The following is an 18,877-nucleotide window of genomic DNA, read 5'->3' as shown; positions in this document are numbered from 1 at the left end:
CCCCCCCCCCCCCCCGCCGGCGGCCGGCGCGCTGGCAAGGACTTCATGGCGGAGATCGGCGGCTTCTTCCTCTCGGGACGCGAGCATGCCCGGCTGGAACGGGAACTGGCCGAAGCCAAGGTCCGCATCGCGCGGGCGCAGGCCACCGAAACCGAGAACCGCCGCCTCAAGCAGTTGCTCGACTTGCGCGAGGACGATGGGCGACCGGTCGCCTATGCGCGGCTGGTCAGTTCCACCGGCGCCAGCACCCGCCGCTTCGCGACGCTGGGCGCGGGGACCGACAAGGGCGTGGTAAAGGGCATGCCCGTCCGTTCGCCGATGGGCCTCGTCGGGCGCGTCCTCGAAGTCGGCATGTCGAGCGCGCGCGTGCTGCTCATCACCGATACCGAAAGCATCGTCCCGGTGCGCCGCGCGCGCGACGGCGTGCCCGCCTTTGCGCAAGGACACGGCGACGGCACGATCCGCATCCGACTCGTCAACCTCGGCCTCAATCCGCTGCGCAAGGGTGACGTGATGGTCACCTCCGGGTCGGGGGGACTCTATCGCCCCGGCACACCGCTTGCGGTCATCACCGAACTGCTGCGCGACGGTGCGATGGCGCGGGTCCTGAGCAACCCGTCCGACACCGATTACGTCGTCGTCGAGCGCGCCTGGGCACCGCCGCCCCCGCCGCCTCCCGCCGAACCCGCGCCCGGGAGCGAGTGATCGTGCCGCTGCTGTCCGGCAACGACACGGTCGTAAAGCAGAGGATCAACCGCAAGCCCTCGCGCACGATCGCGGGCGGGGTTCCGTGGCTGACGGTGATGCTGGGATCGCTGGCGCCGGGCTGGGTGCTGATCGCGTCGGCGCCCGTCCTGCCCCCGCTGGGCTTCCTCATGTTCATCGCCTGGCGGCAGTTGCGCCCCGGCCTGATGCCGATGTGGGCCGGACTCCCGCTCGGCCTCTTCGACGACCTGTTCTCGGGATCGCCGTTCGGCACCGCCGTGCTGCTGTGGTCCTTGTCGACGATCGTTCTGGACCATGTCGAGACACGCCTGCCCTGGCGCAACTTCCTGACCGAGTGGCTGGTGGCGATCGGGCTCATCGTGGCGTATATCGTACTTTGCCTCGGCGTATCGAACATCGCCGGTGCTTCCGCCCCCCTCAATGTGATCGTGCCCCAGATCGTGATTTCCGTGATTATCTACCCGCTCGTCGGCCGCTTCGTGGCCTTGATGGATCGCCTTCGCCTGACCCCCTTCGTGGTCATGCGATGAAGTCCTGCTCATGAAGTTCAATTTCAGGCGTCTGATCCGCGCCCCGCACGTCACCAACGGCACCCTGCGCAACAGCTTCGATCGGCGCACCATCGTCGTCGGCGGCATCCAGGGCGGAATCGGCTGCCTGCTCGCCGCGCGCATGACGTACCTCTCGGTCTTCGAGAACGAGAAGTACAAGCTCAAGGCGGAGAGCAACCGCGTCAACCTGTCGCTGATCCCGCCGCGTCGCGGCTGGATTCTCGACCGCCACGGCCAGCCTCTAGCCTCCAACCGCGCCGACTTCCGCGTCGACGTGATCCCCGAGCGGATGAGCGATCCCGAGCGCACCATCGCTGAACTCGGCAAGCTGCTGTCGCTCACGCCGATCGCGATGCAGGACCTGCAGGACAAGCTGGACCGCTCGCACGGGTTCGCCCCGGTCGAGGTCGCATCCCGCCTGGATTGGGAGCGTTTCGCCTCGGTCAGCGTGCGCCTGCCGGACCTTCCCGGCGTGGTCACCCAGCGCGGCTACTCGCGCTTCTACCCTACTGGCCCCTCTGTAGGCCACCTCATCGGCTACGTCGGCGCCGCCTCGGCCGAGGAGTACGAGAAGGACCACGACCCCGTCCTGCTCACGCCCGGCTACAAGCTGGGCAAGGACGCGCTCGAGAAATTTTACGAGAAGGATCTGCGCGGCACTCCCGGTGCGCGGCGCGTCGAGGTGACCGCCTCGGGCCGGATCGTGCGCGACCTCGACACGCGCGAGGATGTTCCGGGCAAGACCATCAAGACGACCATCGACGCCGCGATCCAGGACTACGCGGCCCGGCGCATCGGCCCCGAATCGGCCGCCGTCGTCGTGATGGACTGCCAGACCGGCGACGTGCTTGCGATGGCGTCGATGCCCAGCTTCGATCCCAACAGCTTTTCCGACGGCATCGGCCGTCTCGAATGGAAGATGCTGTCGGACGACGATCACGTGCCGCTGCGCAACAAGGTGCTGCGCGGGCTCTATCCGCCGGGCTCCACGGTCAAGCCGATGGTGGCGCTGTCGTTCATGGAAGCCGGCCTCGATCCGAACGAAAGCGTCTTCTGCGGCGGCGGCCTGCGGGTGGGCAACCGTGTGTTCCACTGCTGGCAGCGGCGCGGCCATGGCCAGGTCAACATGGCCAAGGGCATCTACCAGAGCTGCGACGTCTACTTCTACCACTTCGCCCAGCGCATCGGCATGGACCCGATCGCGGCCATGGCGAAGCGGCTCGGCCTTGGTCAGGAGTTTCCGCTGCCGGTTGCGGGCCAGTCCTACGGCACGGTTCCGAGCCCCGCCTGGAAGCTCAAGAAGTACGACAAGCCATGGCAGACCTTCGACACGGTCAACGCCACGATCGGTCAGGGCTACTTCCTCGTGAACCCGCTGCAGCAGGCGATTCAGGCATCGCGCATCGCCAGCGGCCGGATCATCATGCCCAGGATGATCCATGGCCATGAACATGAAAAGCAGGCATCCCTCGGCGTGCCCGAGGAGCATCTCGCCTATATCCGGCAGGCAATGTCCGACGTCGCCAACGGCCCCGGATCGGCGCCTCATGCGCGCCTGCCCTTCCCCGACATCAAGCTGGCGGGCAAGACCGGCACCGCGCAAGTCGTCGGCCTCAACGTCGGCAACGGCAAGGGCGGCTTGTGGAAGCACCGCGACCACGGGCACTTCATCTGCTTCGCCCCTGCCGATAATCCGCGCTATGCCTGCTCCGTGGTCGTCGAGCACGGCGGCGGTTCCGGCGCGGCCTATCCCATCGCGCGCGACGTGCTGACCTACATCTTCGACAAGGAGAAGGGCATGGAAGTCCTCACCGAACTCGAGACCAAGTGGGGTGGCACCGCCAAGGAACGTCTCGACGCCCGCTTCCGCGCCTATTCTGCGCAGTACGGTGTCGGCGCCCCCAAGGTCTCGCCCGAAGAGGAACGCCGCAAGCTGCAGGGCGCCGACCAGCCCGACGACCCTCGCCAGCCCATCAGCGAGGCGCAGTCGCCCGCGCCCGAGCCTGCCGACGAGGCCGATCGACCGGCACCGGCGCCCTCGCCCACCACTTCGCCCGGGCCGGGAGGATCGCCGCAATGAGCCGCTCCATCGTTCCCGAGGCGATCTCGCGCCAGCCATGGCAGATGATCATCCCGCTCTGCGGGCTCGTCGGCTTGGGCGCGGCGGTGCTCTATTCGGCGGCGGGCGGCAGCCTGCAGCCTTACGCGCTCAGCCATGTCGTGCGCTTCTGCGTGTTCCTGGTCATGGCCATGGTCATCGCCCGGATGAGCCGCAACCTGTTCCGGATGGCGGCCTATCCGATCTACGGCGCGATCCTGATCTTGCTGGTCCTCGTCGAACTGATCGGCGCGGTCGGCGGCGGCAGCCAGCGGTGGCTAAACCTCGGCTTCATGTCGCTGCAACCATCGGAACTGATGAAACCCGCGATCGTCCTCGTGCTCGCGCGCTTCTACGAGACGCTGCCGCACGCCATGACCGCCAGCTGGCGCGGCCTCGTCCCGGCGGGCGTGCTGATCGGCGTTCCGGCGCTGTTCGTGCTGATCCAGCCCGACCTCGGCACCGCCACCGCCGTGTGCTTCGGCGGCGTGGTGACGATGTTCCTCGCGGGGCTTCCCTTGTGGTGGTTTCTGGGCGCGGGGGGGGCCATGATGGTCATCGCCCCGATCGCGTTCTTCACGCTGCTCCACGACTACCAGCGCAATCGCGTGCTGGTGTTCATGGACCCGGAGGGCGACCCGCTCGGCACCGGCTACCACATCACCCAGTCCAAGATCGCGATCGGCTCGGGCGGTATCTTCGGCAAGGGCTTCGGCAACGGCACACAGAGCCACCTGCAATACCTGCCCGAACCCCACACCGACTTCGTCTTCGCGACCATGTCGGAGGAGTGGGGCCTCATGGGAGGGCTGTTCGTCCTCTTCGTGTTCACCGTGGTGATCGGCTGGGGCATGGGCGTGGCCCGCCGCGCGCCGGACCGCTTCTCCAGCCTGCTGGCGGCGGGCATGACGGCCACGATGTTCTTCTACGTGATGATCAACCTGATGATGGTCATGGGCCTTGCGCCGGTGGTCGGAATTCCCCTGCCCTTCATGAGCCATGGCGGTACTTCGATGCTCACCAACATGATCTGCCTGGGCACGATCATGGCGGTAAACCGTTGGAATCAGGGCAGAGGGTCACTCGGCTGAAACTTTTTCAAGTTTTCGCTTCCAATCCAAAAATCTGCCGTTATAGGGACCTCTCCGCCGCCGACCGGCGGGGCCGCAAGGCCCTTCGAGGACAGGTAGCGTGGACGCATAGCTCAGTTGGTAGAGCAGCTGACTCTTAATCAGCGGGTCCTTGGTTCGAGCCCAAGTGCGTCCACCATCCTGTTTCCACGAAGACCATGTGGGGACGCATAGCTCAGTTGGTAGAGCAGCTGACTCTTAATCAGCGGGTCCTTGGTTCGAGCCCAAGTGCGTCCACCATATACCAATCCTGCGGACACCCGTGGGGACGCATAGCTCAGTTGGTAGAGCAGCTGACTCTTAATCAGCGGGTCCTTGGTTCGAGCCCAAGTGCGTCCACCACCCCTTCCAAGCACCATGATCGTCTGCACCGCGATGGGTGACGCACCCCAGGCACATGGCATGGCCCGGGATGCGCCTGATAGGTCACAGATCGTGATCAGCAGCCACGCGACTTGAAGTGCTGCTCGATGGCATTGTGCAACCCCTTTCGGCCATGTTCGCCTGCGCGGCCGAGCGCGTTGACAAGCCCTCGGGGAAGCGAGCCTCGGCTCGATCGGATCGACTTGCCCTGATCCTTGGCAAAACCCACGACCGACTGCGCGGCCCTCGTCCCAGCCATGGCCTGCGTGCTGCCAAGCAGCGTGAAGGCAGCGGTCATCGCGACGAGAATCGTTCGTTTCATCATTGGAAGTGCGACCTTTCCGTTGGGAGTGATGCCGACGGTCGTACCCATCGAATTCAGCCCTTTCCCGTCGGCACGCAACGAATACCCCGGCCCGGTAAATATCGTCCGGACAACAGTGATGAAGGTATTGATTTAACGTCGGATTAAACATGCTGCAACGCAACATTCACAATCCGTCATCGCGACGTCACTTGCCGGCTGAAGTTGCACCACAACGCAGCAATTCCATCATGGTCCGCTGGATTTCGTCGAAATCCTTCATTGAATTCCTGCCCCAAATGGCCTGGCGTCCGCCACGATGGTTAATCTTCGATGAGGGACGCCGAATTGTTGGCCTCGCATTAAGTTTCTCAGTTCGCCGATGGGCTCGCCTGGACCGGAATTCCATAAGCCTGACCCAGTTCCTGAATCACTCTTCCGGCGAGCGCACTGCGAAACTCGATGCCGACCGTGTTACCGTCCAGCCAGCGCACATGGGCAGGGATGGGCTTGAAGTTGGCGATGCGCAGTTCGATGGCCTCACCCGGCACGAAAGCCTCGGCGCTGCCGACAATGCTGCAGCCGCCTTGCGAAACGTCGCCCAGTTCGACCGGAAAAACGTGCCAACTCGATTTGCGGCACCGCGCCTGAAGCAGCACGGGGTGGCGCTGGGCCAGTCGGTCGTTCTCGTCAGGCGGCATCATACCCTCGTTGCTTCGCTCGAAAGTGCCTAGCGACCAGAAGTAAACCCGAAGTTTCAGTGCTCCGCCGAAAGTCCGTCGCTCTCGAGAGGCGGCGAACCGGTGGCGGCGATCTGTGCGTCGATCTCCTTGGCCCGGTCCACGATGGTCTTGTTCGCGGCCTTGTAGCGCTCCTCGAACGTCGGCTCGCGTTTGCAGCCCCCGAGGAGCGCTACAAGCGCGAATGCCGCGATCAGCCCCGTACGCATCAATAGTCCTTCTTGATGCGCACGTTCAGGCTGTTCACGCCCGAGCCGCCGGCCTGGCTGAGCACCGACAGCCACTTCGTCACGCTGACTTCCAGCTGCGTGGCAGTGAAGCCGCGCGCGTCGGTGATCAGTTCGACGTAGATGTCGTCGGTGAGGTACTGGCCTGCGGCGACGGCCGTGCCGCGACCGGCCTGCTCGTCCGGACCAAGGATGCGCAGGCGATCGATCCCGGCGGCGGAGCGCAGCTTGCCGAGCGGGTTGAGCCCACCGCCGGTCCCGCGCAGCGAATTGAGCGAGGATGCCAGCTGCACCGCCTGCAGTGCCGAAAGGTTGGCGATCGAGCTGCCGAACAGGATGCGCGATACCACTTCATCGTCAGGCAGGCTGGGATCGGACGAGAAGTCGATCTGCGGGTTCATCGCGCGCCCGGTGACGTTCACGTTGACGGTAACGTCCTCGATGTCGTCGGTAGCAGTGATCTGGACGGTGGGGTCGATCGTCGAGCCGCCAGTGAACAAGACGATGCCGTTTTCCAGCTGGAACGAGCGTCCGGCGAAGCCCAGAGTACCACGCACCAGCTTGACCTCACCCGAAAGCGAAGGGGCCGCGCTGGTGCCAGTGACGTTGAAGTCCGCACTCCACTCCGATTCGAGGCCCATGCCCGACACGTAGAGCTTCTCCGGCGCCCGCAGGTGCAGGTCGAGTCGAACGAGCGCGAAGGCGCTGGCGGCGGTCGGCGCGGGTTCGTCGCCGGTGATACGCTGCGGGCCGACCGGCGGCTTGAAGCGAACGCCGGTCAGGCGCGGCACTTGGGCGGCACCCTCGCGCACGATCTGGTAACGGGTTTCCGGCAGCTTGATCTCACCTGCGAGCAGGGCCGGCTCGCCCGCAACCTTGGTCAGGTGCAGGTTGCCCGTTGCCGTCGCCGAAAGCGCATCGCTGCGTGCAAGCCTTGCGCGGTCCAGCTTGACGTTGAGGTCCATCGGATAGCCCGCGTCGGCGGCGAGGCTGACACGGCCACTGGCGCTGACGGTGCCGTCTCCGGCCTTGGCGGTCAGCGAGGTCAGTTCAAGCGAGTCGCCGGTGAACTTGCCCGCCAGCGCCATGCGGCTGAGCCGCGTGCCATAAGCGAGGTTCTCGTAGACCATGTCCCGGCCCTGCACGACGCCGTTGATGCACGGGCTCGACACGCGGCAGGTGAAGTCCGCCGCCAGCCCGACCGAGCCTGTGAGCGTCTGTCCGGACAGCCCGGCGAACGAGAACAGCGTGTCGGCCGGACCGTTGTAGCGGATGCCGCCACCCAGCGGCGCATCCATCAGGCGCGCCATCCATGGGCCATCGCCCGGCGGCAACGGCTTCAGGCTTGCGGCCATGCGGCCGATGACGGTGCCGCGACGGCGGAACACCGCGCGTCCTTCGCCGCCATCCGGCAGCAGCTTGCCGACGAAGTTGATGTCGACACCCTGGCTGACCGCCGATGAACTGGTCCGGGTGAAATTGGTGAGGGAGAGGCGGGCATCGGCGCGGGGGAATGCGGTGGCGCTTGCCTGCTCGAAGTCGAAGCTGCCGCTGACCTTGCCGCCAATGCCGTAGCCCGGCGCGAAGGCGTTGAGGATGGCGAGATCGACGCCCTCCATGCGGCTCTGCACCTTGATGCCTTCGCCGTAAGTGCCCGCCAGCTTGAGGCTGCCGCCACCGAACGCGATGTTGGTGGGAAGCAGTTCGTACGTGCCGTTCTTCGGGATGATCCGCGCGGGCGTGGTCGTCTTGACGTCGAGGCCGCGCACCCTGCCCTGCAGCGCCACGCGCCACAGTTCGGGCTGCATGTCGGCGTTGAGGCCGAGCCGGAACGGTACGCCGCTGACGCCTTCGATCAGGCCCTTCGCCTTGCCGCGCCCGTCGCGATAATCGACGATTACGCGGGCCGCTGCCAGATCGAGCGCACCGATGCTGGTGCCCGCGATCTGCGCGTCGGCAACGACGTAAGGCTGGTCGTAGAGCACCGCCCGGCCGTCGATGATGGCCGATCCAATGGATAGCTTGGCAGGGCCGTCGAAGATCGCGTTCTTGGCGCGCAAGTTGAAGTCGGCCGCCTGGTACTTGCCCTCGGCATCCAGCCGCACGAGGCCGCCGATGCCGTTGCCGGTCGCGGTCAGTTGTCCCGCGAAGGGACCTGCAGGTGTCTGCACGATTCGCCCGGCGAAATCGACGCCGGACAAGTTGGCGCTGTTGATCTGTACCGAAGTCTGCTTGCCGAGGCCAAGCGTCACGTCAGCGCGCAGCGGTCCGTAGTCGGTGTCGCCCTTGGCATCGAGGCGATAGCCGCCCGGCGCGCCCTTGATCCGCGCATCGAGGTTGGCAAGGCCGATACCGAGACCCGGGCGCTCCGCCGTGACATGGGCGTCGGGGTTCGTGATGGTTCCCGTCACTCGAACGCCCAGGGCGCCGTACTGGCGCGAAGTCCCGTTCGCGGCGAGCGCAATGCGCCCGTCGGGCGACCAACTGCCCTGCCCGCCGGTGACTTTGAGCAGCGGCGCATTCATGCGGACGCTGGAGAAGCGCACCACGCCGTCCGAACCGTACTTCACGTTGGACGACGCCGAGAAATTGCCGCCGAGATAGGTCTGCAGGCTGGCGTTCAGCAGTTTGGTGGAGCGTGCGCGCACCGTGCCCTGCAGGGCGAAGCCCTGACCCTCGGTCTTGAGGTCCATGTTGGTACGGATGTTGAAGATGCCGACGCTGTCGACGCGGTAGTTGTCGATCTTGCCGTCGATCGCGCCGGTATAGAGCCCCTTGCTCATGTCGGCGACAAGGATCAGCCCGGCGTCGATACGATCGGAGCGCAGGCGCATGTTATCCGACAGGATGCGCGTTCCTTCGATCGCGAGATCACCGTTGAGCGTAACGTTCGCCAGCGTCCCCCCGGCGACGGTATCGAGCCCGGTGATCCGACCGACCCGTGCGGCGACGGGGATCATGATATGCCCGGCGTCCACTTTCGCAGCGCCGCGCGCCGTCAGGTTCTCCAGCCCCATGTCGTTCATCACCAGCCGCCGGGCGGCCAGCTGATAATTGACCACAGGCGTGGTGAACGCGCCGTCGAGCGCGAGGTCGGCGGTCAGGCCCGCACCGCTGAGGTTCTGCGCCATGGCGGCAGGCTTGAGCAGGACGAACGCGAGCTTGAGGTCCTCGAACCGGTTCTCGCCGAGATCGACGAGGCCGTTCGGGGTCAGGTTGAATGCGTCGCTCGAGATCATGCCCGACAGTCTGGCGCGGCGCTTATCAAAGGCCGCGGTCAGGTCGATATTGGTGATCGGCCCAAGCAGGCTGGCGGTCGGCCCGGTGAACATCCGGGCGATCTGCGTCGGTCCCTTGATGACGAACGTACCGTCCCGCGCGGTCAGCGCCAGCCGCGCCAGTTCGCCGCTGCCGAGGTTGGCATCGAGCTTGCCGTTCCAGGCCGCCCAGTCGCCCTTGCCCGCCAGCTTGAGCGTGACCGGCTGGGTAAACCCTGCGAGGCCCGCGATCAGGCCGCCCTTGGGCGCATCGATATCGACATCGAGGCCAAGGCGGTTGCGGTCGGGTACGGCGTCGAGCACGGCGTTGAAGCGATCGCCGCCGCCTTTGCCCGCGACGGCGATGGTGCCGCCCTTGGCGCTGACTTGCGCGCGGCCATCGGCGATATGCGCGCGTCCGGCGACCGTCATGATCCGGCGCTGGCCGGAAACCGGCGGTTCGGCAATGAAGCGGTCGATGCGCAGTTCGCCGACGTCGATATTGAGGTCGGGCAGCAGCGGCGCGTCGCTGGGCGGCGTCGCGCGGAAATGCGGGGTGCGGCGCAGCACCACGCGTTGCGCGGTAGCGCTGCGCACGTCCACATGGTTGTCGAGATAGGCGAACGGGCGCCAGTCCACGCGAATTTCGGGAGAGTACAGGAACTCGCCGCGCGGATCGCGCACGGACAGACCACGCAGGATCATCTTGCCGTAGAGCGAACCGTCGATCCGCGCGACGGTGATCTTCATGCCGTTCTGGAATTCAAGCGCGGCGATCTGGTCCGCGACGAAGCGGCGGCCGGGGCCGGTATTGATCCCCAGGACCACTGCGACAAGGAATGCGACGACGCCCAGCAGCACGAAGGCGACGGTCTTGAGCGCCCTTACGCGGATGCGATGCCAGCGCGAAGGCTGTTCGACCACGACCTCGGTGGCTTCGGTTTCCGGCTGGGGCGCCATGCCTTCGCTGTTCTCCTCCGGGCCGGCCATCAGAACGCCTGCCCGATCGATACGTAGATGTTGAAACGCGATTCACCCGGCTGCCGGTTGATCGGCGTCGCCACGTCGAGCCGCATCGGCCCGAAGTTGGTGTAGAAGCGGCCGCCGATGCCGACGCCATAGCGCAGATTGTTGAACTGCGGCATCGTCTCGCGGTAGGCCTGACCGGCATCGACGAAAGCAACGACGCCGTAGTTGCCGAAGCGATAGCGCGCCTCGAACGACCCCTCGTTCAGACTGCGACCGCCGACGGGGTTGCCGTCCGGCGCCTGCTCACCGAGTGCCTGATAGGCGAAGCCGCGCACCGAGCCGCCGCCGCCCGCATAGAGCCTGCGTGATGGGGCGATGTCGAACAGCCCTGCGCCCTGGATCGTGCCGAGGCGGATCCTTCCCGCCAGCACGAAGCTGTCGCTGATGGGGTAGTAGGTCGAGGCATCGAGCCGCGCGCGGATGTAGGGATCGAAGCCGTTCCTTACGGTGGCTTCCGGCTGGATCAGCGTAGTCAGGCGGTAGCCCTTGGTCGGGTTGAGCAGATCGTCGGAAGTGTCGAACCCGACCTGCCCGTTGAGCCCCGCAACGTAATAGGTGCGCCGCTTGCGAGTACCGCTTGCAGCATCGTAATCCGTCTCGGCTGTGCCCAGCATCTCGACGCCGAAGGCATAGGTGTAGCGCTTTTGCCAGATGGGCGTGGAATCCCGGGCGATGCGCGCGGCGATACGCCCGGTATAGGCGCTATAGGCGTCGTAGTCGTTGTGGAACGCCTCGGCGACCAGTTCGAAAGTGCGGTCGCGCTTGCCCGCATTGGAGCGGCGGAAGGTTACGCCCGCACCCTGTTGCCGCGTACCGGCGATGGCATGCGCGATCAACGCACCCTCGGGCGGGAACATATTGCGGTGAGTCCAGGTGGCCTGAGCCGTGATGCCCTCTCCGGCCGCATAGCCGACCGACCCGGCGATCGTGCGCGGCGGACCGGCATCCTGCTTCACGTGCAGCGTGACGTACTCGGTGCCGTCGCCGGCCTGATCGCCCGTCTTCTGCGGTTCGACCGCAACGGTCGAGAACAGGCTGGTGGCGACCAGCGCCTTGCGCAGATCATCGACCTTGCGGCTGTCGTAAAGCTCGCCGCGCTTGAACCGGGCGAGAACCTGAATGTGCTTCGCATCGAAGGCCATGTCACCGTCGGTTGTAAAACCGCCGAAGCGACCACGCGGGCCGACCGTCACCGGCAGCGTATAGACGCCGTTGCCCGCGTCCTGATCGAGCAGGATATCGCGCTGGCCGACTTCGGCGAAAGGATAGCCGTTCTCGGGAAGAGCCACGGCAACCCGTGCCTCGGCGCCCTGCACACGTTCCGCTACTATCGGCTCGCCCACCTTGAGCGGGAAGTTGTCCGCGATCAGGCTGGGCGGCACCGTCGGGTCGGCCTTCACCTGAATGTCGGAGAAGACATAGCGCTTGCCCGGGTTAACCTGAATCACCGCGGTCAAGCCTGGCTTGTCCTGATCCGATGACGGGTCCATGCGCGTACGCACCTGCGGGCTGTACCAGCCCTCGGACGCGAGGACCGTCTGCATGAGTTGGCTGTCCTCGGTCAGCCGCGCGGCGATCATGGCGCTGTTGGCGGCCTTGCCGTCACCCTTCTTCAGCGCGGAAAGCGCGTCGAACTGACCTTCGAGGTCGGTATCCGTCTCCTTGTCGGCAAGTTCGAGGCCCTTGATGTCGAGGCGATAACGCACCTCCACGTCCTTTTCGGCGGCATCACCCTCGGCGATCTGGACCGGAGTGACCTCGAACTGATCGATCGGCGGCAGCGGCGCAGTCAGTTCGGCGTCACGCACGGGTGCGTCGCCGATCGCCTCGACCGTGTCTCCATCCGCCAGAGCAGGGTCACCGGCGGGAGGCGCGGCACCTTCAGTGGGCTTCGCGCCACTCTGCTGCTGCGCCATGCGCCGTTCGAAAGCGTCGATCGATTCGAGCGGCTTGTCGAGTTCGGGATCGTCGGAGGTGTCGAGCGCAGGGATCGAGGAGTTGAACTCGCCATCGGGGATGATCGGATCGACCTGAGGCAGGGCGGAGTCGGACGGTAGCGCCGGCACCTGAACCTGCCCTGCTTCGAGATCCTGTGCCGCCCCCTGATCCGGCTTGGGCGAAGGGGCGGCGGTTGCTGTCTCTTCGGCAGGTTTCGTCTGCGCCGATGCATTGCCCGACGGCAACATCGTACCCAGAGCTAGTACCAGGGCGACCGCGCCGCCGGCACATCCATGACGCAAGGACAGGGAACGATCCGGCCGATGATCGATTAGCCTGAACATGGACACCGCGACGAATCACCCCTTTTCCGGACCGGTCTGCCCGGCCCCTCCTGAGAATGCCTATCGCATTGCAACAGCGAAAGTTCCCTCGTTCACACAGGCTTGTAGTGAATAGCGCGGGATCCGGGGCTGGCAACGCCGCATCCGAAACCGTCCCCGGCTCAGATGCCAGTTCCCCGCTGGCGATGCCGCGCGCGGCATGGTTTCGAGTGGTGAAGCGGGTCTATGTCATGATCGGGTTCCATGAACTGGGGCTTCTGTCGGCGGGGCTTGCGTTCTACACCTTCCTTGCCCTGACGCCGCTGATCGCCGCAACCGTGATGGTCTACGGCCTTGTCGCCGACGTCGGCATGGTGCGCGAGCAGATGGACAGCATCGTCGATGTCGTGCCGCCCGAAGTCGCCCGCCTGCTGGAAGAGCAACTCCTGCGGATCATCTCGACGAACTCGGGCGTAACCGGACTTGCCCTCGTTATCGCGCTGTTCTTCGCGGTCTATGGTGGCATGCGTGCGGCGGGCGGAATGGTCAGCGCGCTCAACATCATCAACGAGGAGCGCGAGACGCGCGGCGTGATCGCCCGCACAATGCGCACCGGCGGCCTGACGCTGGCGGCGATCCTGCTGGCCCTCACCGGAGTCCTCTCCGGCGGCGTCTTCGCCTGGCTGCAGACCGAGACCAGCGTATATCTCGGCAGCGCTACCCAGATGACGTTCAAGGTGCTGACCTGGGTGGCGGCAATCACGCTGGGCAGCGCCGGGTTCGCGCTCATCATGCGCTACGGACCGGACCGGCGCCCCGCCAAATGGCGCTGGCTGGCGCCCGGCTCACTGCTGGCCACGCTCTTGTGGCTGGCGGTGTCCTTCGGGTTCTCGCTCTACGTCGCCTACATCAGCGACTACAATGCGACGTACGGTTCGCTCTCGGCCATTGTCGTGTTCCTGATGTGGCTGTTCCTGTCGGCCTACGGTGTGCTGCTGGGCGCGCTGCTCAATGCCGAGATCGAGCGCCAGACCTTCTGCGACACCACGGTCGGTCCGGCTCGCCCAGCCGGAGAGCGCGGGGCGGTACTGGCCGACCTGATCGACGACGGCATACCGTCGGCAAGGCAACTCGAACGGCGCAAGCATCACCGCGCCGAAGCAGAGCGGCGTCGCGCGGACGGCGCCAGCGCCGAAGCGTAACGGCCGCGCGCCCGTAGCCGCCGATGGGCAAAGTGCCGAACCGATAGAAAGACGGCCTCCGCCATCGTGTCCGCGATGACCCGCCGCGACGGTTGAACCCGGGCCGCGACAGCGCATAGCTACGGGCAAAGGAAACGGCAGGTCCGGCCCCGGCCAGCACCACGCCCGTGAGAGGAAGGACCGACCAATGAGTGATGTTCTGGGCTACAAGGGCAAGCGCGTAATCGTCAGCGGCTGCTTCTCCGGCATGGGCGAGGCCGCCGCGAAGCTGCTGGTATCGCTCGGCGCCGAGGTCCACGGCTTCGACTTCAAGGAAAGCGCCGTGCCGATGGCCTCGTTCACGCAGATCGATCTGCGCGATCCGGCCAGCCTCGAGGCCGCCGTCAGCGGCGTAGGAGGCAAGATCGACGCCCTGTTCAATTGCGCGGGGCTGCCTGGCGGAGGCGGTTTTCCGGCCATGGACACGATGAAGGTCAACTTCCTCGGCACCCGTCACCTGACCGAGCAGGTCATCCCGCTGATGGGAAGCAAGGGCGCGATCGTCTCGATCGCCTCGACGGGCGGCCTCGGCTGGAGCCGCCGTATCCCGGTCCACATGCAACTGCTGGCGACGCAGGGCTTCCAGGCCGGTCTCGACTGGTGCGAGGCGAACATGGACCAGGTCGGCGAGGGCTACGCGTTCTCCAAGGAAGCCGTCATCGTCTGGACGCAGTTCATGGGTGCCCGCCTGATCAAGCAGGGCATCCGCATCAACTGCTCGCTCCCCTCGCCCACGCAGACGCCGATGATGGCGACCTTCCACGCGGTGTCCGGCAAGGAGGTCGTCGATGCCGCCGCCGAGCCGCTCGGCCGCTACACCACGCCGGAAGAACAGGCGGGGCCGCTGGTCCTGATCAACTCCGACCTCGCAGGCGTGGTCAATGGCGTCGTGCTACCGGTGGACGGCGGCTTCATGGGCGGCTTGGCCACGGGTCAGGTCGATATCACGAAGATGATGGCCCGAAAGCAGGATGCATAAGCAGGATGCATAGCTAGTCGTCGTCCCGGACTTGATCCGGGACCGCTGCCGGTCTTTAGGTTGAGCTTTCGACGCGACAGGACGGAAGAAGACAGGCGATGAGCGATGCGGTGCTGTACGAAATCGACGAGGAGGGCATCGTCCTCCTCACGCTCAACCGCCCCGAACTGCGCAACCCGATCTCCGACGCCGAGGTCATCGAGGCCCTGCTCGCCGCCCTCGCCCGGCTCGAGACGGACCCGCAGGCCCGTGTCGCCATCCTGACAGGCGCGGGCAAGGGCTTTTCCTCCGGCGGCAACATCAACGAAATGAAGCCCGGCGGCACCCTCAACGCCGGGTCTCCCGCCGCCACGCGTCTTTCCTACAAGCGCGGCATCCAGCGGCTCCCGCTCGCCTTTGCGGCGCTGGAAGTGCCGATCATAGCCGCCGTCAACGGCGCCGCCATGGGCGCGGGCTGCGACCTCACCTGCATGTGCGACTTGCGCATCGCGGGCGAGAGCGCGAAGTTCGCGGAGAGCTTCGTCAAGCTCGGCCTCATCGCGGGCGACGGCGGCTCGTGGCTGCTGCCGCGTGTGATCGGCTGGTCTAAAGCCGCCGAAATGGCCCTCACCGGCGATCCGATCGACGCCGCCGAGGCGCTGGCCTGCGGCCTCGTCAGCCGCGTGGTACCGGATGGCGAACTTCTCGACGCCGCCCGCGCCCTCGCCCGCCGCATCGCCGCCAATCCACCGCACGCGGTACGGATGACCAAGCGGCTGCTGTGGGAAGGCCGCCGTGCGGACCTTGCCACGCTGCTGGAGATGGCCTCGGCCATGCAGGCCGCCGCCCACGCCACGGCCGACCACGAGGAAGCCGTCGCCGCTTTTCTCGCAAAGCGGCCACCGCAATTCAAAGGCTCTTGATCCGAATGTGAAGCAAGCCTATTTCGATCACACTGAAATGTGAGATCGAACACTACAATGGCTACCGATGTGATCGACAAGGTCCGCAAGCTCGTAACCGAGGGCGGAATGAGCAAGTCCAGCCTGGCGCGCGCCGCCGGCCTCCACGCCAACACGCTGCGCGACTGCACCGAGGACGACTGGAACCCTACCGCCGAAACCCTCGGCAAGCTGGAGCGCGTCCTTTTCTCGAACGACGAGCGCGAAGTGCTCGTTCCGATCGAGGAGATCATCGACGAAGCCCGCAACGGCCGCATGTTCATCCTCGTCGACGACGAAGACCGTGAGAACGAAGGCGACCTCATCATCCCGGCCCAGATGGCGACTCCGGCCGCGATCAACTTCATGGCGATGCACGGGCGCGGTCTGATCTGCCTCGCGATCACCAGCCAGCGCGTCGATGAACTCGGCCTCAACCTGATGAGCCGCCATAACGGCACGCGCCATGAAACTGCCTTCACCATCTCCATCGAGGCACGCGAAGGCGTCACCACCGGCATCTCGGCGGGTGACCGTGCGCGCACCATTTCGGTCGCCATCGACGGCACCAAGACCCGCGACGACATCGTCACCCCCGGCCACGTCTTCCCGCTGCGCGCCCGCGACGGCGGCGTGCTGGTCCGCACCGGCCATACCGAGGCGGCGGTCGATATCTCGCGCCTCGCCGGGCTCAACCCCTCCGGCGTGATCTGCGAGATCATGAAGGAGGACGGCACCATGGCCCGCATGGACGACCTCATCGGCTTTGCGCGCCTGCACGACCTGAAGATCGGCACGATCCGCGACCTTATCGCCTATCGCCGCAAGCACGACCGCATGATCGAGAAGCGCAACGAGATCAGCTTCCACTCGCGCCATGGCGGCGACTGGGTGGCACGCTCGTACTTCAACCGCGCGACCGGCGACGAAACCGTGGCGCTGGTCAAGGGCCGCATCGACCCGTCGAAGCCGACCATGGTGCGCATGCACACCCTGTCCTTCTTCGCGGACATCTTCGGGGAGGACACCGGCGATCGCGGCGACCTGCTGCACCGCTCGATGGAAATGATCGGCGAGGAAGGCTCGGGCGTGATCGTGGTCATCAACCGGCCGATGAACAAGTTGATGTCGCGCGTGATGGACATCAAGCAGGAGTTCCGCAATGGCGGCACCCCGGACCTCGAGGAATTGAGGGACTACGGCGTGGGCGCGCAGATCCTGGCGGAACTGGGCATTCACGACATGGTCCTGCTGACCAACACGCACCACTCGCTGGTCGCTCTCGAGGGATACGGACTCAACATCGTCGGCGAGCGGCCCATCATCGCCCCGACCAGCGAAGGATCGAACTGACATGGCCCGTTTCCTCATCATCGAGGCGCGTTTCTACGACCATCTCAACGACATGCTGATCGCGGGCGCCAAGGCCGCGCTCAAGGCGGCGGGCCACAAGGCGGAGGTGATCACCGTACCGGGCGCGCTCGAAATCCCCGCCGCCATCTCGCTGGCCGATGCCACCGGCGACTATGACGGTTACGTGGCCATCGGCGTCGTCATTCGCGGCGAGACCTACCATTTCGAGATCGTCGCCGGCGAATCGGCGCGCGGGATCATGGCGCTGACCATGGACGGCATCGCCATCGGCAACGGCATCCTCACCGTCGAGAACGAGGAGCAGGCTCTCGTCCGCGCCGACGCCGCGCAGAAGGACAAGGGCGGCGAGGCCGCCAAGGCGGCCATCGCCCTCTACGACCTCAAAGGTCGCTTCGGCGGCTGAAAACCAATCGTCACGCGATGCCTGAAACGGATAATCCGGGGGCATCGCGTGATCGAATTGAATAAGTAACTATACCTAAATCCATTCAATACCGTTCACATCAGCGTAATTTCTCTACGATTAATCGCCGATTTCAGAATGTTCACTTACAGGACACCATCGGATTCGCGGTTTTCAATTATCATCCATCGTGTAGTTCGTGAGCAGGTCGCTCCGATTTTGCTCGAAAACGGATGTATAACCTGAAACAACTGACGCCGGGCAAACCGGCGGGTCGCAAACCATGGCTCGTGGTATCGGGTCCGGGAGGAGGCACTGCTTCCTCCCGCTGGAGAACGCTTGGGTGAACAAGGACGCAATCGCGAAGTCGCTGGCCGCCGATCTGGAGACGCGCCTCGACCAACTGGAAGAGATCGGCGCGATGATCGCCGCCGCCCATCTCCAGGCTGCCATCGAATCCTTATGCCGGGAATTCGGCATTCCGCGTAAAGCGTCCGATACGGATTAAGCTACGCGAGACGTTTCCTCGGAAGTTTGCCTATGATTTGTCCGTGGCGGATCAAGCAACACAGCGGCGACTGCAGGTCATAACCTGCTGAGCGCCGCTGCTTTTCTCGCAACGATGGGCATAATCGCCGCGATGACTTTCGCGAAGGAAGTCGTGCGGCCTGCATCAGGCGATCCTATTCGATGGAGAACACGGACCAGTTGATGCGCAATCGGGCGAAAGCGATCCGGCTGATCGGCATCGCCAACGAACTTCTGGCAATGGCGCGGGAACTGGAGATCGGAGAGAGTCCCTCGGCGATACTGGAAAGCCTCGCCATCACCGGGGAAGCCCGTGAACCCAAGGGCACGGCGAGCCAGGATCACCCGATCTGGGTGGAACTCGCCCGCCAGACTTACGACGACAGGCGGCGGCGCACCAAGATCTTCCGCTCGGAAGAACTGTTCGGCGAACCGGCGTGGGACATCCTGCTCGATCTGTTCATCGCTGCCAAGGAGCGCCGCCGCGTCTCGGTGACGAGCGCATGCATCGGCTCCGCCGTCCCTTCGACGACGGCGCTGCGCTGGATCGCGATTCTCGAAAAGCAGGGGCACCTCGTACGGGAGGCCGATCCCGGGGACGCGCGCCGGGTTTACGTCAAACTGAGCGCGCGGGGCTACGCCGCGATGCTCGAATACTTCGCCTCCGCATCCCGCTCCGTCGTGTTGATCGACGATACCGCAAGGGACAGCGTCGCCGCACGCTGAGGCGATCGGCCTCCAGCCAC

16 protein-coding genes and 3 tRNA genes are annotated in these 18,877 nt (G+C 65.4%); 14 read left to right on the top strand and 5 right to left on the bottom strand.

Going from position 1 to position 18,877, the window contains the following annotated elements:
- The 7 genes from mreC to ACYPYD_RS27895 all read left to right on the top strand — a co-directional run.
- The coding region (gene mreC / locus ACYPYD_RS27925; protein ID WP_459667025.1) for a rod shape-determining protein MreC at positions 1-705 on the top strand (705 nt) is incomplete at its 5' end.
- Positions 706-707: 2 nt separating this feature from the next.
- Complete coding sequence (mreD, locus tag ACYPYD_RS27920; RefSeq protein WP_231958158.1) at positions 708-1,256, top strand: rod shape-determining protein MreD; 549 nt, start codon at positions 708-710, stop codon at positions 1,254-1,256.
- Between the two features lie 10 nt (positions 1,257-1,266).
- Positions 1,267-3,357 carry a penicillin-binding protein 2 gene (mrdA, locus tag ACYPYD_RS27915; protein ID WP_459667024.1) on the top strand — a complete coding sequence of 697 codons (2,091 nt, stop codon included), beginning with the start codon at positions 1,267-1,269 and terminating at the stop codon, positions 3,355-3,357.
- Positions 3,354-4,466, top strand: a complete 1,113-nt coding sequence (gene rodA / locus ACYPYD_RS27910) for a rod shape-determining protein RodA (RefSeq protein ID WP_008831883.1) — start codon at positions 3,354-3,356, stop codon at positions 4,464-4,466. Before mrdA ends, rodA begins: the two co-directional genes overlap by 4 nt.
- 102 nt (positions 4,467-4,568) lie before the next feature.
- Positions 4,569-4,644, top strand: a tRNA-Lys gene (locus ACYPYD_RS27905).
- A 25-nt stretch (positions 4,645-4,669) separates the two neighbouring features.
- A tRNA-Lys gene (locus ACYPYD_RS27900) sits at positions 4,670-4,745 on the top strand.
- A gap of 26 nt (positions 4,746-4,771) precedes the next feature.
- Positions 4,772-4,847, top strand: a tRNA-Lys gene (locus ACYPYD_RS27895).
- A gap of 97 nt (positions 4,848-4,944) precedes the next feature.
- On the opposite strand, the gene ACYPYD_RS27890 is transcribed toward ACYPYD_RS27895, so the two are convergent.
- The 5 genes from ACYPYD_RS27890 to ACYPYD_RS27870 form a co-directional block, all read right to left on the bottom strand.
- On the bottom strand, positions 4,945-5,271 hold the full coding sequence (locus ACYPYD_RS27890) for a hypothetical protein (RefSeq protein ID WP_459667022.1): 327 nt from the start codon (positions 5,269-5,271) through the stop codon (positions 4,945-4,947).
- A 272-nt stretch (positions 5,272-5,543) separates the two neighbouring features.
- On the bottom strand, positions 5,544-5,876 hold the full coding sequence (locus tag ACYPYD_RS27885; RefSeq protein WP_459667019.1) for a PilZ domain-containing protein: 333 nt from the start codon (positions 5,874-5,876) through the stop codon (positions 5,544-5,546).
- 53 nt (positions 5,877-5,929) lie between these two features.
- The gene (locus tag ACYPYD_RS27880; protein WP_008833495.1) at positions 5,930-6,121 is read right to left on the bottom strand and encodes a hypothetical protein; all 192 of its coding nucleotides are present in this window, start codon (positions 6,119-6,121) and stop codon (positions 5,930-5,932) included.
- Positions 6,121-10,386 (bottom strand): translocation/assembly module TamB domain-containing protein, encoded by a 4,266-nt coding sequence (locus ACYPYD_RS27875; RefSeq protein WP_081798890.1) that lies wholly within the window; start codon positions 10,384-10,386, stop codon positions 6,121-6,123. The genes ACYPYD_RS27880 and ACYPYD_RS27875 overlap by 1 nt, the downstream gene beginning before the upstream one ends.
- On the bottom strand, positions 10,386-12,611 hold the full coding sequence (locus ACYPYD_RS27870) for an autotransporter assembly complex protein TamA (RefSeq protein WP_036523059.1): 2,226 nt from the start codon (positions 12,609-12,611) through the stop codon (positions 10,386-10,388). Before ACYPYD_RS27870 ends, ACYPYD_RS27875 begins: the two co-directional genes overlap by 1 nt.
- A gap of 308 nt (positions 12,612-12,919) precedes the next feature.
- On the opposite strand from ACYPYD_RS27870, the gene ACYPYD_RS27865 reads away from it, so the two are divergent.
- The 7 genes from ACYPYD_RS27865 (at position 12,920) to ACYPYD_RS27835 (ending at position 18,857) form a co-directional block, all read left to right on the top strand.
- Positions 12,920-13,888 carry a YihY/virulence factor BrkB family protein gene (locus ACYPYD_RS27865; RefSeq protein WP_459667016.1) on the top strand — a complete coding sequence of 323 codons (969 nt, stop codon included), beginning with the start codon at positions 12,920-12,922 and terminating at the stop codon, positions 13,886-13,888.
- Between the two features lie 187 nt (positions 13,889-14,075).
- Entirely contained in the window at positions 14,076-14,906 is an 831-nt protein-coding gene (locus ACYPYD_RS27860) for a coniferyl-alcohol dehydrogenase (protein ID WP_008828695.1), read from the top strand.
- A 98-nt stretch (positions 14,907-15,004) separates the two neighbouring features.
- On the top strand, positions 15,005-15,808 hold the full coding sequence (locus tag ACYPYD_RS27855; RefSeq protein ID WP_036523055.1) for a crotonase/enoyl-CoA hydratase family protein: 804 nt from the start codon (positions 15,005-15,007) through the stop codon (positions 15,806-15,808).
- A gap of 57 nt (positions 15,809-15,865) precedes the next feature.
- The gene (ribB, locus tag ACYPYD_RS27850; RefSeq protein ID WP_008828697.1) at positions 15,866-17,179 is read left to right on the top strand and encodes a 3,4-dihydroxy-2-butanone-4-phosphate synthase; all 1,314 of its coding nucleotides are present in this window, start codon (positions 15,866-15,868) and stop codon (positions 17,177-17,179) included.
- Position 17,180: 1 nt separating this feature from the next.
- Entirely contained in the window at positions 17,181-17,603 is a 423-nt protein-coding gene (ribH, locus tag ACYPYD_RS27845; protein ID WP_036523054.1) for a 6,7-dimethyl-8-ribityllumazine synthase, read from the top strand.
- A 343-nt stretch (positions 17,604-17,946) separates the two neighbouring features.
- The gene (locus tag ACYPYD_RS27840; RefSeq protein ID WP_231958153.1) at positions 17,947-18,111 is read left to right on the top strand and encodes a hypothetical protein; all 165 of its coding nucleotides are present in this window, start codon (positions 17,947-17,949) and stop codon (positions 18,109-18,111) included.
- Between the two features lie 182 nt (positions 18,112-18,293).
- Positions 18,294-18,857: a helix-turn-helix domain-containing protein gene (locus ACYPYD_RS27835; RefSeq protein WP_008828699.1), complete on the top strand. Its 564-nt coding sequence runs from the start codon at positions 18,294-18,296 to the stop codon at positions 18,855-18,857.
- Positions 18,858-18,877 lie beyond the last annotated feature (20 nt).

It is taken from the genome of Novosphingobium sp. 11B, assembly GCF_054589055.1.
The sequence above is the reverse complement of the archived record's forward strand: the minus strand, read 5'-3'. Positions and strand labels throughout refer to the sequence as shown.

What these genes read in the sequence shown, in the direction of transcription:
- rodA (WP_008831883.1), top strand. Translation starts at nt 3,354, where the DNA reads ATGAGCCGCTCCATCGTTCCCGAGGCGATCTCGCGCCAGCCATGGCAG.
- ACYPYD_RS27860 (WP_008828695.1), top strand. Translation starts at nt 14,076, where the DNA reads ATGAGTGATGTTCTGGGCTACAAGGGCAAGCGCGTAATCGTCAGCGGC.
- ribB (WP_008828697.1), top strand. Translation starts at nt 15,866, where the DNA reads ATGGCTACCGATGTGATCGACAAGGTCCGCAAGCTCGTAACCGAGGGC.
- ACYPYD_RS27835 (WP_008828699.1), top strand. Translation starts at nt 18,294, where the DNA reads ATGGAGAACACGGACCAGTTGATGCGCAATCGGGCGAAAGCGATCCGG.
- ACYPYD_RS27855 (WP_036523055.1), top strand. Translation starts at nt 15,005, where the DNA reads ATGAGCGATGCGGTGCTGTACGAAATCGACGAGGAGGGCATCGTCCTC.
- ACYPYD_RS27885 (WP_459667019.1), bottom strand. Translation starts at nt 5,876, where the DNA reads ATGATGCCGCCTGACGAGAACGACCGACTGGCCCAGCGCCACCCCGTG.
- ACYPYD_RS27880 (WP_008833495.1), bottom strand. Translation starts at nt 6,121, where the DNA reads ATGCGTACGGGGCTGATCGCGGCATTCGCGCTTGTAGCGCTCCTCGGG.
- ribH (WP_036523054.1), top strand. Translation starts at nt 17,181, where the DNA reads ATGGCCCGTTTCCTCATCATCGAGGCGCGTTTCTACGACCATCTCAAC.
- mrdA (WP_459667024.1), top strand. Translation starts at nt 1,267, where the DNA reads ATGAAGTTCAATTTCAGGCGTCTGATCCGCGCCCCGCACGTCACCAAC.
- ACYPYD_RS27875 (WP_081798890.1), bottom strand. Translation starts at nt 10,386, where the DNA reads ATGGCCGGCCCGGAGGAGAACAGCGAAGGCATGGCGCCCCAGCCGGAA.
- ACYPYD_RS27870 (WP_036523059.1), bottom strand. Translation starts at nt 12,611, where the DNA reads ATGTTGCCGTCGGGCAATGCATCGGCGCAGACGAAACCTGCCGAAGAG.